This window comes from Microcoleus anatoxicus (assembly GCF_042465725.1).
Lineage (GTDB): Bacteria > Cyanobacteriota > Cyanobacteriia > Cyanobacteriales > Microcoleaceae > Microcoleus > Microcoleus anatoxicus.
Genome location: NZ_CP120853.1, coordinates 6468818 through 6482120, shown reverse-complemented (window position 1 = coordinate 6482120; position 13303 = coordinate 6468818). Strand labels below are relative to the sequence as shown.

12 protein-coding genes are annotated in these 13303 nt (G+C 46.1%); 5 read left to right on the top strand and 7 right to left on the bottom strand.

Annotated elements, in window-relative coordinates:
• Nucleotides 1-4: 4 nt before the first annotated feature.
• Entirely contained in the window at nt 5-412 is a 408-nt protein-coding gene (locus P2A85_RS28195) for a hypothetical protein (RefSeq protein WP_377476766.1), read from the bottom strand.
• 733 nt (nt 413-1145) lie between these two features.
• Between P2A85_RS28195 and P2A85_RS28190 the strand changes: the two genes are divergently transcribed.
• Both P2A85_RS28190 and P2A85_RS28185 read left to right on the top strand, forming a co-directional pair.
• On the top strand, nt 1146-2354 hold the full coding sequence (locus P2A85_RS28190; RefSeq protein ID WP_377476765.1) for a site-2 protease family protein: 1209 nt from the start codon (nt 1146-1148) through the stop codon (nt 2352-2354).
• Nucleotides 2355-2399: 45 nt separating this feature from the next.
• On the top strand, nt 2400-3101 hold the full coding sequence (locus tag P2A85_RS28185) for a PEP-CTERM sorting domain-containing protein (RefSeq protein ID WP_377476764.1): 702 nt from the start codon (nt 2400-2402) through the stop codon (nt 3099-3101).
• A 140-nt stretch (nt 3102-3241) separates the two neighbouring features.
• Here P2A85_RS28185 and P2A85_RS28180 read toward each other — a convergent pair whose 3' ends face one another.
• A complete protein-coding gene (locus P2A85_RS28180; protein ID WP_377476763.1) occupies nt 3242-4726 on the bottom strand; it encodes a DEAD/DEAH box helicase in 1485 nt (494 codons plus the stop codon).
• A gap of 587 nt (nt 4727-5313) precedes the next feature.
• Nucleotides 5314-6630, bottom strand: coding sequence for a 30S ribosomal protein S12 methylthiotransferase RimO (gene rimO, locus P2A85_RS28175; RefSeq protein WP_377476762.1), 1317 nt, complete (start codon nt 6628-6630; stop codon nt 5314-5316).
• A gap of 40 nt (nt 6631-6670) precedes the next feature.
• On the opposite strand from rimO, the gene P2A85_RS28170 reads away from it, so the two are divergent.
• Nucleotides 6671-6877, top strand: coding sequence for a hypothetical protein (locus tag P2A85_RS28170; protein ID WP_377476761.1), 207 nt, complete (start codon nt 6671-6673; stop codon nt 6875-6877).
• Between the two features lie 119 nt (nt 6878-6996).
• Here P2A85_RS28170 and P2A85_RS28165 read toward each other — a convergent pair whose 3' ends face one another.
• The 4 genes from P2A85_RS28165 to psbZ form a co-directional block, all read right to left on the bottom strand.
• Nucleotides 6997-7620: a Uma2 family endonuclease gene (locus P2A85_RS28165; protein WP_377476760.1), complete on the bottom strand. Its 624-nt coding sequence runs from the start codon at nt 7618-7620 to the stop codon at nt 6997-6999.
• Between the two features lie 214 nt (nt 7621-7834).
• Entirely contained in the window at nt 7835-8410 is a 576-nt protein-coding gene (locus P2A85_RS28160) for a Uma2 family endonuclease (protein ID WP_377476759.1), read from the bottom strand.
• 93 nt (nt 8411-8503) lie between these two features.
• Entirely contained in the window at nt 8504-9052 is a 549-nt protein-coding gene (gene ribH / locus P2A85_RS28155) for a 6,7-dimethyl-8-ribityllumazine synthase (RefSeq protein WP_377476758.1), read from the bottom strand.
• 210 nt (nt 9053-9262) lie between these two features.
• Nucleotides 9263-9454: a photosystem II reaction center protein PsbZ gene (gene psbZ, locus P2A85_RS28150; protein ID WP_341736014.1), complete on the bottom strand. Its 192-nt coding sequence runs from the start codon at nt 9452-9454 to the stop codon at nt 9263-9265.
• 261 nt (nt 9455-9715) lie between these two features.
• Between psbZ and P2A85_RS28145 the strand changes: the two genes are divergently transcribed.
• Both P2A85_RS28145 and P2A85_RS28140 read left to right on the top strand, forming a co-directional pair.
• Nucleotides 9716-12838, top strand: coding sequence for a CBS domain-containing protein (locus P2A85_RS28145; protein WP_377476757.1), 3123 nt, complete (start codon nt 9716-9718; stop codon nt 12836-12838).
• 14 nt (nt 12839-12852) lie between these two features.
• Nucleotides 12853-13302 carry a DUF2127 domain-containing protein gene (locus P2A85_RS28140; RefSeq protein ID WP_377476756.1) on the top strand — a complete coding sequence of 150 codons (450 nt, stop codon included), beginning with the start codon at nt 12853-12855 and terminating at the stop codon, nt 13300-13302.
• Nucleotide 13303 lies beyond the last annotated feature (1 nt).

Here is a 13303-nt window from a genome sequence, read left to right as displayed (position 1 = left end):
AGGTTTAAGCCTTGATGGAAAATAGGGAATAGGTACTATTTGTATTGGTTGATGTGAGAATTGGTGTGAGTCCACCTATTTCTGGTAGTTCAGGTAGTCCTTGATTATCTTTTGAGGCTACTGAAACTCCCACAAGTACGGTGTCTGAATCTGTGGAATTGAGTTCGGAATTGGCGATGCCAAAGGTGTATTGATTCGCTGAACCTGCTTCGTTATTACCTGATGCTGTTTTGGCTGTAAATGTGTAAGCGCCACCTAAATCGGTAGGTACTTTATTATTGGTTCCAGGCGGATCTACGGGCACTATAATTGGGGGCGGTAGGGTATCAAAGGCTCCTTGAATGTTGGGCCCTGGTGTCGGTTGTGGGGGAGAGTACAAGCCCAAGGGGTCAAAGTCAATAATCGGCGGCAAGTCGCCATCGGGGGAAGTTGGGCAAGTACCCGCACCGCTATCTGCAAAGAAATGTAAATTTGTCGCGTGGGCTAGGGTGTGATGAAATTTTTGGGCCCAGCACTAGGGTGTGATGAAATTTTTGGGCCTCTGAAAGGTCAAAACTTAGAAAACTTAGAGAGTTGAGAATCTGATGCAGGGCGTCATGGTCATCCACACCACCGGGGACTAGGGTGCTGGGGGTGATGATTCGTTCCAGGATGAATGTTTTTCGCGGGCGCTGATTTTTTGGGGGAGAATTCTCAACCCCTTGATTCTTGTGGATTTTGAAGCCTTTTGAATGCCAGACCATACACTGAAGCCCCCGTTTTTAGTAGTGACCTTGAAAACCCAGACAGTTAATTGAGTATATTAGTTAACTACGTAAATTTGAAAATTAGCTAATTAAACATTACCATGTAAATCATGCAGCGATCGCAACTTGTAAATACAATGTAAATCTTTGTATTAATTAATACAACTCGCAGTCTTCTGTATGGCAAAATAAAAACTGCTTATACCAATTTAATGTGAAGTTGCACATATTTCGATCCCCCTCGCATCCCCCTTAATAAGGGGGACTTTGAGAAGACTATTGTCCCCCCCGAACTCGCGGGGGGTTAGGGGGGATCAGATTCTATGCAGCCTCATAAAAAATTGGTATTACATTGCCAATGTTTTTCTGTGCAGCCTACAATTTATAACTCCCAACATCATGCAAAATGGTGAAAAATTTGCACGCATAGAAAGTCAAGAAAAATTGTGCCCCGACTTAACTAAGGAAGAGGGGGAATCTATATCTCAAAATCCGAGTGAAGATTCTCCAACGATTCTTTCTGGCCCAAAACTCAAATCAACGGTACTGTGGATACCGCACCCAGACGGCTATTGGATACTCCGCAATTCAGAAGGCGTTACTTGCTTGCAAGTTGACAATTTTGACAAAGAGGTAATGTCACAGTTTGGCTTGCAGCCGATCGGCGATATCGCATCGGAATATGACATTACTTTGGAGGATTTGCAATACTTGTTGCGGATGCTGGCAGAAACGGGAATGTTAGAGGGAACCCAACCTCAAAAACCACCCCCAAATAAATTCAACATTCAGCAATTATTGTCTTTCCAAATTCTCCTGTTGAATCCCGATGCTTGGCTAACCAAACACACAGGTAAACTCCGCTGGATTTGGACTTGGCAATTGAGCTTTTTTCTGTGTGTTTTAATCAGTGCTTCTCTGGCTATCTGGCTGGCTTTGGCTGATGAGGTTTCTGCTTCCAATCAACAGGTTTGGGCAACAGGGGAAATTACAACGCTGGTAACATTTGTGCTACTGATTATGGTAGTAGTTGGTCTGCACGAATTAGGTCACGCTTTTACTTTGAAGCACTACGGTGGTGTTGTCCCAGAAATCGGGCTGCTGTTTTTGTGTTTGATACCGGGATGCTATACGGATACCACAGATCAGTATAGTTTAGTGAGGCGGAAGCAGCGCGTTTTTGTAGTAGCAGCAGGCGTGTTGGTGCAGGTTGCTATCTGGGCTTTATCGGTTTGGGTTTGGGTTTTGTCTAAGCCTAATTATGGATGGCATTTTGCTAGCTATTTGCTGATGGTAGCTACGCTTGTTACTGTGGTTTTTAATCTCAATCCTTTGAATAAGTTTGATGGCTATTATTTGCTGGTTGCTTTGACTGGGATCAACAATTTGCGATCGAGGTCTTTTGAATTTTACGCTCGTTTGCTGCGGCGAGAACAGATTTGGGAAGAAGCTTCAGACTGCTGGACTTTGGCTGCTTATGCTCCTTTTAGCATAGCTTATACGGTCTGGGTTTTAGGTTATCTGTTGTCTGCTGTTGTTGATTGGGCGGTGCAAAATATGCCGAGGTTTATCGATTTTTCTAAGTTTAACTTGCTATCTGGCAGTTAAACAAATAAGCGAGAAAGTTAAGTGATTATTTAGGAGTGTGTCGTAATGAATGGATATCAAAAGTTAGGATTAGTGGTTGTTTCTGGGGCTTTGGGTTTTTCTGGTTTCAATTCGATCGCAATTCCTGTACAAGCTGCTGTTCTGACGCAAACTTATACGGTAAATTTGAAGCAGCAGCCAGTTAATAGTACGCTGAATGGGGTGTTTCCTAAGTTTAATTCGCTTTTGGGGACGCTGTTAAAGGCTTATGTTAAAGTTGAGTCAACGGTTAACAGCGATATCAGTATTGTTCCTGCTAGCAATTTTACTGGGACTGCGGTAACAAATGCTCAGATTGCTGTGAATTTACCGAGTTTAAAAGCTGACCCCAATTTGGTTTTGAGTTTGTTTGCAAATCCGCCGGAAATGAGTATTGAATCGGGGGCTGCGGGGGCTAGAGGTGGGACTGCGAATGCTGTTGTTTCAAGGAGTTATAGTTCGCCGCAGTCTCTAAATATGTTTAGTGGGTGTGCTGGGGATTTAATTGCTGCTAGCATTGTGGCAATGGGTACTGTGAGAGTTTTAGGAACGCCTACAACGGTCACTTACGCGGGCACTGTCACGACTGACTCAAAGCTTACTCTCGCCTATGAGTACGAGTCTGAGTCTGAAACTGTGCCGGAACCTACTACGATCGCAGGTGCTGGTTTAGCTTTTGGCTTGGGGTGCTGGTGGAAGAGGAAGGTGGGGAAAAGGGCTGTTAAATAATAAGATTTATCAGATGGTGAGCTTTGATCGGAGAGGGGCGATCGCGGATTTAGTCTCACACCCACAAAATAAAGTAGAGACGCGATATCGCATCTCTACACACATTTCAAAGCAAAGTGCACCTCAGCGCACCCTACAAATTAGTAGTTCTGTGGAACCGGAGAACCTGACGCTCCTGAAAGGCTCGGTGACACAGTGTTACTGGGTCCCGTACCATTCTTAGCGCGCTTCTTAATCAAGATCGGCTTCACACCATTTTCGGCGATCGGGGGATCTTCTTGTTGAGCGTAATCCGCACCCATCCAAGCAGGACGGCTTTGATCGAAAGCCATTTGCAAAGCAGCAGCGGCGATCGCGTGGGAGTCATACTCCTCTGACAACTGAGACACCAGAGGTAAGAAAGATGCCATCCGTTCCCCAGCCAAGGCTTCGCGAACCTTAGACTGCATCTTTTCCAACTGCCGCGCTTCTATTTGCGCCCGCGTCGGAATATTTCGCACCGTCAAATTTTGGCGAACGTGACGTTCGATCAAGCGCAGTTTCCGACGGTCTACTGGTTGGATCAGCGTAATTGCGGTTCCTTCCCGACCGGCCCGGCCCGTGCGGCCGATCCGGTGAACGTAGCTTTCCACGCTGTCGGGTAAATCGTAGTTAATTACGTGAGTCAAGTGATCCACATCCAAACCGCGGGCTGCAATATCAGTCGCCACTACCCAGCGCACCTGACATTGGCGGAACCGCGACAGCAAACGTTCCCGCTGTGCTTGGTTCAAATTACCGTGATATTCATCAACGCTGTGGCCTGCTGCTTGCAGTTGGCTGGTGAGTTCCGCCGCCGACTGCCGAGTCCGCACAAAAATCAGCGCCGATTCCGGGTCTTCCATTTCTAGAATAGGCTGCAAAGCTCTTGCCTTCGACCAGCCGCGGGGAATCATGTAGACGCCTTGACCAATGCGCTTCGGCGTTGCTTTTGGTTGTTCTACGGTGACGTTAACTGGATTGCACAAATGCCGTGCCACCAATTTGCGAATGGAAGGTTCCATTGTCGCCGAGAAAAATGCCGTTTGACGTTCTTTTGGTGCTGCATCCAAGATTTTTTCCACATCTTGAATAAAGCCCATGCTCAACATTTCGTCAGCTTCATCCAAAACCAACCATTTCACTCTGTCGAGTTTCAGGCTTCCCCGGCTCAACATATCCAAGATACGTCCGGGTGTACCTACAACAACGTGAACGCCACGCTTCAAGCGCTGCATTTGGCGATCGATCGACTGACCACCGTACACCGTCAAAACTTGTAGAGAGCGACCTACTTTCACCGGGCCATCACTACTAATACCGCTCAAATCGCGGATGGCTTCAGTTACTTGCATCGCCAATTCGCGAGTTGGTGTCAGCACCAGTGCTTGCACCGCAGTTACATCTAAATCAATCCGCTCCAAGATGGGCAACGAGAATGCTGCCGTTTTGCCCGTTCCAGTTTGGGCTTGACCCACAACGTCGCGACCTGCTAGCAAGTGCGGAATTGCTTGTACTTGGATGGGAGTAGGTTCTGTAAAGCCTAGTGTTTCCAGATGGAGAACGAGTTCTTCCGAAAGACCCAAGCCTTCAAACAATAAATTCATTAATGCTCCTAATAACGAGTCTTAGCCTTCTAAGTCGCCCAACTCGGATGCGGATTTCTGCTCTAGGGCAGGAACTCATAAGAGTTCTGTATGGTGCTGCGCCTGCGCGCACCTTTTTAAATAGCAATCGAGTCTAGGGCAGCTCCGTCGATGGTGACTAATTTACCAATTCGACAGCCGTCTTTGATTTTGTGACATGACCTACAAAAACCGCCAGCGGTTTGTTGTAAGCTTTCAACAGCCTTGAAAAGCCTATTGAACTTCCTTTGAGGTACTCGCCAGTTTTCCCTCTTGGGCTTTTTATAGTGAGGATTATGACTAGCCCCACTTCACTAAATAGTAGTAACCACGTTTATTGGTTCAGGCGCTATCCCGCAATCTTTCGTCTACGGGATTAAGTAAGGGATGTAGCGACCGTCACCGCCTATCAGCTCTACACTTCTTCGGCATACCGTTGTGGTGTGGGACCGACGGCGAAGCAATCTAGGATCATCCCGCTTATGTCTGGCTTGTTACTACATTATAGCTCTTTACATTCAGAAACAAAACATTAAATTTGTTAAAACTTTCTGATTGTTCTGTAGAGACTAACTACTGACTTGACCGTAAAGGTCGTAGACGTCTGCACCAGTAATTTTCACAGATACCATTGAACCGAGTCTCGCTTGTCCTGTCACATAGACGAGTCCGTCTACTTCGGGGGAGAACCGGGCGGATCTACCAATCAACTCACCTGTCTCTGGTTGTTCTTGTTCTATCAGGACATCGACTACCTGACCGACAGATGCTTGATTCTTTTTCAATGATATAGGTTGTTGTGCCGCCATTACTGCATTTCGCCGCATTTCCATTATTTCTGCTGGTAATTGCTGAGGCAAGCTGTAGGCTGGGGTTCCTTCTTCGGCGGAAAATGTGAATACTCCGACGTGATCGAATTCGTGGCGCTTGACAAATTCCAGCAAGTGTGCTGCGTGTTCGTCTGTTTCGCCGGGGAAGCCGACAATAAAAGTTGTCCGCATTACCGCACCGGGAATTGATGCTTTCAGCCGATCGACTATAGCATCATTAATCCCCGCTTGACTAGGCCGATTCATCGCCCGCAGAATTTCGGGATGGGAATGTTGCAGAGGTAAATCCAAGTATGGCAGAACGTTTGGCGTTTCTCGCATTGCCTCGACAACTTGCGGAGTCAGACCTGTAGGATAGGCGTAGTGCATCCGAATCCAAGGTACATCTACTTCACCCAAAGCCCGAAGCAGTTCGGCTAGTCTGGGTTCCCCATAAATATCTTTGCCGTAGTTGGTGGTAATTTGAGAAATTAGGATAATTTCTTTTACCCCTTCGGAGGCTAATTGCTTAGCTTCGGCGACAATAGATTCGATGGTACGCGATCGCTGATTTCCGCGCAAGTGGGGGATGATGCAAAAAGCACAGCGATAGTCGCAGCCTTCGGCTATTCGCAGATAAGCGACACCTTCGGATGTTGTGCGATAGCGGGGAGTAGTTTCGTCAGCGATGTAAGTTGGTTCACTAGAGACGAGGGAAACGCGATCGCCCTTTTCGACTCTTTGCATCACATCGACTATTTTATGATAATCGCCAGTGCCGACAATTGCGACGGCTTCGGGCAATTCATCCAGTAATTGCTGCTGAAAATGCTGTGCCATGCAGCCAGTGATGACTACTTTTTTATTAGCTTCGGCTAATTCTACCAAAGTGCGGACTGATTCTTCTCGCGCAGCTTGGATAAAACTGCAAGTATTGACGACGACGTAATCGGCTAATTCTTCATTAGAATCGACTTCATAGCCTGCTTGAGCCAGCAAGCCAATCATGTGTTCGGTATCAATGCGATTTTTTTCGCAACCGAGGTGGGTAAATGCGATCGTTGGCTTCGTTGCCATGCAGTAATATTTGCTGTTGCGCTATTTCTAAGAACGTTTTATGGTATCACATAATTTTACAACTTGCAATGTGTCGGTGGATGCGATCGGGGAATTACGCACCAAAACCCAAGAAACCGGGTTTTTAGGAGAATACTTGGTTACGATCGCACAAACCCGAAAAAACCCGGTTTCTGACCACCCGTGCGTAGATGATTCGGCGGTTGAAACCGCTACTATACAAACAAAGTCCGCCGACGCGGACTAAGAAATAAAGGCTTTTTGGTTTATTGCTGTCAAATTTAAGTTTTTTTAGTTGATGAAATAGTAGCCAACCCATCGTAATATCATCCAATCCTCGATCGCCCTTTGCATAATTTTTACTCGCTAGTTTGGCAAGCCAGCAAGAAAAATCTTTTCTGCCGTTAATTTCAATTCTGGAAAAGCCAGCGACTCAACTATGTCATCTCCCTGAAACTGGCTGATTTGATATTCCCCGTCAACTAACTGGTAAACCGAGATAGTAGGTTGTTTCGGATTGCCAATGAAACGTCTGCCACCCAAAGCAGCATAATCCACAATCCAATATTCCGGGATACCTAATCTTTCATAATCAGCTACTTTTACCAGGTAATCATCTTGCCAGTTCGTGCTGACTACTTCTACAGCCAGTCGCACCGAAGACCCCATCGTGACGACGGATTCCCTATCCCAACGCGGTTCGTTGACGAGAGCTGCTTCATCCAGGACAACTGCGTCTGGCAGGTAGCCCGCCTCGTTGCGGACGGGTTTGAGCAGGCAGTGGCCGGGGATAAAGCAAGGCAATTTCAGTCGCCTGATTTCTGCGCTGATTTCGTCCCTGGTTAAACCTATAACGCGGGAATGGCGGCCGGTTCCTAAAGGCATTTCAACAATTACTCCATTGTGTAGTTCGTACTTATGGACAGAGTTCTCTGGATACCAAGCAACGAACTCATCAAACGTGATTGTTTTCGATATGGTTTGGATCATGTTGTGGTTTCCTCTGTCTGGTGATTAGTATTTGGAAAGCTAGAAAATTACACAAGAACTTACGACAACGTTATCCACAGTGCTTGACATAATAAGTGAAGTTTGATATAATCCCCCGTCCATAATATCAAAATACCGATCGCGCCGATCGACTAAATCAGAAATCAGTATTTAGGCGATCGACTGTTGTGAGCGATTGTATCCTAGTTTTAAATTAGGCTGGAAACACCAAAGACAAATCCAGAGACAAATCGGGAAAGCCCGGAATTACCACAGTCTCATTTTGTAGAACGATGTTTTGCGATCGATAATTGAAATCCCCTTGTCTTTTTTGATAAGGTTCGCTGTACATTTCCAGTTGATTATCGACCAAGTTAAATATCCAATAATTTGCAATTCCAGCTTCAGCATACAGAGATAGCTTGATTTCGCGATCGTACTTCAAAGTAGAATCGGAAACCTCAATTACCAACAAGATATCCGCAGGCTCTGGGTGAGAAGCTAAATAATTGTCAGAGCGATTGCGGGCTATAACCACATCAGGTTCTGGTTCGCTATCATCCATCAAAATAATCGGTTCTTGACCTCGCACGATCGCCTTTTTTCTCGCCAGCGTGCACAACTCTCCTAATAGTAGCGAATTACAAACAGAATGAAACGTACTTTTAGCAGCCTTGATGATAAGTTCTCCGCGAATCAATTCAAATCGGTCATCGGGATCGAAAAATCCCAGTTCTCCCAAACGGTGATATTCGGCGATCGAGAATCTTTTCGCGGTGACAGTATCCATAGCTTTGCTTACCTACTTTATTTCTTAGTCCGCGAAGGCGGACTTTGTTTGTGTAGACGCGATTTCAATCGCCGAGTTATCTGAGAAGATAAATTAAGCCCGATCGCCTGACAGCACTTCAACAGCAGAAGCAGCAGCTAATTGATCGTAAGAACTTCCACCCAAACCATTAACTTGACGCATCAAAGTGCCCATTTCCAAAGCACTCATCGCATAATTCCAGCCCAAATTGCTCTTAATTCCGGCCCTTTCCAAAGCTTGCTGCATCGTGTCCGTCGTCACCACCCCAAAAATCACCGGCACACCACTTTGAAAAGCCGCCGCAGCAATTCCCTTAGAAACCTCACCAGCGACAAAATCGAAATGAGGAGTTTGGCCGCGAATCACCGCACCCAGACAGATTACTGCATCATAGCGACGAGAAAAAGCAGCTTGACGAGCAATCAAGGGAATCTCAAAACATCCCGGAACCCAATAAAAATCCACCTGATTACCATGAGGATTGATGTCAACCCCGTGGCGTTTCAAACAATCTTGACAACCTTCCAAAAGTTTGTTGACTACCATGTCGTTAAAACGACCAATGACAATCGCAAACCGCAAAGATTCTGTTTGAGTAAAAGTACCCTCGAAAACTGCCATAATTTTATACTTTGGTAATTGGTAAGTGGTAATTGGATTTTTCTTAGCTTTATTTATGAGTTGTGAGCTTTAAATTTTGGCTGTGAATTAATTTATTGAAAAATTCACTTCGATCAATAATTAATTCCAAATCTAAAACTACTAATTATAGCATAAATTTAAGTCAAAATTTAAAACTCACAACTATTTTACGTCGATCTAGACCGAATTTTAAACTACCAAAAAGTTTAAAACACCCACGGCAATAACCAGCAAAAACCAGAGACCCGAACCTGCAAAAATCAGTGTTTTAGACTGACTCCAGTTTTGGGGAGAAGCATAAGCAACTGGAACGCCAACTACCATCACAAAAGATAGCAGTACCAAACCTAGTAAAACAAGTTGAAACAGAATTGATAACATTTTTTCTCCTTTCGATATAGCGGTGGGATGATTGATCGGAAAATTGTCGGTTGTTGAAATTCGACTGGCCCGTACAAATTCTCAGTGGTGCGAACAGCAGTCAGCAGCTCTTGAGATTTACTTAAATTTTACCATTATTGGCTGCTGCGATTGAAACTAGAATCAATACTTCACTAAGCTTGAGTTATAGTGCGATCGGCTCGTGTGCTGTTCGTGAGCCAGATTCAGGGACACTTTGGGTTACAGATGCAGGATTTGTTTATGGACTTAGTTTTGTGCCACACTACAGCAGATTTTGACACCTTGGGAGCGGCGGTGGGACTTTGCGTGCTGCACCCCGGTACCAGAATCGTGCTTGCTGGTGGGTGTCACCCGACGGTGCGGGATTTTTTGGCGCTACACCGCGATGAGTACCCGTTAATCGAACGTCGATCGGTCAATCCGCAACAAATTCGATCGATCGCCATTGTTGATGCTAGCACGCGCGATCGCCTAGGAAAAGCCGCCGAGTGGCTAGATTTGCCACAACTTAACGAAATTACGGTTTTCGATCACCATTTAGAAGCCCCTTCAGACATCGGGGCCACCGTCACCCACATCGAAGCAGTCGGGGCTACCACTACTTTAATAGTCGAAAAACTTAGGGAAAAATTCGCAAATCAAGTCCCACAGAGCAACCAAGAATTCCATCTCGATCCCTCAGAAGCCACAGTGATGGCCCTCGGTATCCACGTCGATACAGGTTCCCTCACCTTCGAGGGTGCAACGGCGCGGGATGCTAATGCTTTGGCGTGGTTGATGCAGCAGGGAGCGAGTTTGCGGGTAATCGCTGAATATGTAGAACCCGGTTTGTCTGCTCAATTGCAGGATTTGCTGAAAGAAGCTCTGAATAACTTGCGATCGCAAACTGTACGCGGTAACAGTGTAGCGTGGGTATTGCTCACCACCGATGCCTATGTTCCGGGACTTTCTGCCCTAGCATCTCGCTTGCTGGATTTGACTGAAACCGATGCTCTGCTATTAGGAAATGTGTATAAATCTGGTGAAAAACAAAAGAGCGATACCATCGATCCCGACTCTCCCGAATCGTCAGTTTCCAATCGATTAACTATTATCGGTCGATCGCGCATAGAAGGCACAAACCTCAGCACATTATTCAAACCCCTAGGTGGCGGAGGCCACGCCCGCGCCGCCTCCCTAGCTGTCAGAGATGTGGAACCCTTACTAACTTTAAATCAGTTAGCTGAGGAACTCAAAGCTCAAATTCCCCATCCGCCCACAGCCCGTGAATTAATGTCATCTCCAGTGCGGAGTATTCGCCCAGAAACTTCTGTGGGTGATGCTCACCGTATCCTCCTACGTTACGGACATTCCGGGCTTTCTGTGGTCGATACAGGCGATCGGCTGGCGGGAATTATCTCGCGTCGCGACATTGACATTGCCCTGCACCACGGCTTCAGTCACGCTCCTGTCAAGGGTTACATGACTTGGCAGCTCAAAACCATCACCCCCGATACCTTGTTACCAGAAATTGAATCTTTAATGGTGACTTATGATATCGGGCGTTTGCCGGTGTTGGAAAATGGCTTACTGGTGGGAATTGTCACTCGCACTGATGTGTTGCGCCAATTGCACCAACAAAAAGGACGAGAGACAGGAAGTGATACGGAATTGTCCTATTGTCATTTACCTGAAGTGGTTGAGCCGTTGTTGCGATCGCGTATTAGTCCTGAATTATGGCAATTATTGTCGATCTCCGCCAACATTGCACAAGAGCGAGGCTGGCAACTGTATATTGTCGGTGGAGCCGTTCGAGATTTACTCTTAACTTTCACATCAGGTATGATTGTCAACCAGCCTGTCAAGGGCGCGCCAGATGCCCACCCCACAACAACATTAAACTCTTGTGGAACAGATATCTTGCCTGTTGCTGAGAATAATACCAGAGGTGAGTTAGAGACCAATGATACACTGCAACTAATGGATATCGATCTGGTTGTAGATGGTGATGGGCGATCGGGCAATTCCGGTGCTGGTGTCGAATTAGCCTCCGAACTACAAAAACTATACCCCACATCCCGTCTAGAAATTCACGGTCAATTTCAAACCGCCGCCCTGTTGTGGCAAAAAGACTCCCCTTTCGGCTCCCTCTGGCTCGATATCGCTACGGCTCGTACTGAATTTTATCCTTATCCCGCCGCCAATCCTGAAGTTGAAGCCAGTTCGATTCGCCAAGATTTGTACCGTAGAGATTTTACCATTAATGCCCTCGCAGTCAGATTGGGTACGCCACGATCGGGCGAATTGTTAGATTTTTTTGGCGGTTTGTTAGACTTGCAAGGTAAACAAATTCGAGTTTTGCACGCCAATAGTTTTATTGAAGATCCGACGCGGATTTATCGAGCTGTACGGTTTGCGGTGCGGCTGGGATTTTCCATTGAGCCGCAGACAGAAGGATATATTCGCCACGCTCTAGCCAGCGGGATTTATTATCGAATTCAAGGAGAAAATGGTCGCGCTCCGGCTTTGGAAACCAGGCTCAAAAGTGAATTAAAATACATTTTGCAAGCTCCTTATTGGCAAGTTGCTTTACAAATTTTGGGAGATTTGCAGGCGTTGCGCTGCATTCATCCTACGTTAGATTTGGACAAAGCGCTCTGGCATCAATTGCGTCTGCTAGAACGTTTTTTGCAAGGAAGGAAGGAAGAAGAACCCCCCCCAGCCCCCCCCAAGGGGGGAAGGAAGAAGAACCCCCCCCAGCCCCCCCCAAGGAAGGAAGGAAGAAGAACCCCCCCCAGCCCCCCCCAAGGGGGGAAGGAAGAAGAACCCCCCCCAGCCCCCCCCAAGGGGGGAAGGAAGAAGGAAGAAAAAGAAACTATTCCCAATTCCCAATTCCCCATTCCCCATTCCCAATTCCCCATTATCAATATTCCTGATTGGCAGATGCGACTAGAAGTTTTAATCGCTTATTTAGCGCCGGAATTTCGGGGTAAGGTGGCTAACAATCTTAAATTACCTGCTGATAGCATTAAGCGACTTCAAGATTTGTCTGCCCGCAGTTGTGAGGTGTTAGAGCGTTTGCCAAAGTGTGATTTGCCGAGTCAATTGGTGCTATTTTTGCGGAATTATGAGTTACCGATGTTAATTGCGATCGCCCTGCAAAGTCCCCGAAGTGTTCGACACCAAATTTGGGAATTTTTCACCAAGTGGGTGAAGGTTGAAGCCCCTTTGAATGGCAATGATTTGAAGGCTTTGGGCTACAAACCTGGGCCTGCGTTTAAACTCATGTTGGATGATTTGTTGGCGGCGACTTTGGATGGGCATTTGGGCGATCGCACTTCGGCAATTGCTTTTTTGGCAGCACATTATCCTCTATCAAAATAGGTGAAAATAATCAGGTGAAAAAACAGCGCCCCCCCGGTTTAATCGCCATAGTGATTTACAAGAGTTTTGTGGCATCCCTCTTGACCGTGACTTCTATTGCTTTGCTTTTTGCTATGAAAAATCATCAATTATTAGAAGATTTTTCTGATTCTTATTTGTTAGAAACTAAGGTGAAACTTATTGAATTTTTATTAGATAAGCTGCTGATACTCAAGCCTAAGACATTACTGTTTAGCGGCATGGCGACTGGACTTTATGCAGCGATCGCTGCTGTTGAAGCTGTAGGATTGTGGTACGAAAAAGGTTGGGCAACAATCTTAGTTTTAGTGCTAGTTGGTATCAGTATTCCGCCGGAAATTTTTGAATTAATTCAGGGTGTTACTCTCCTGAAGTTAGCGGTATTTATCGCCAATGTCGCTGTATTCTGGTATTTGTTGCACCATTTGCCGAAACATGGTAATTGAA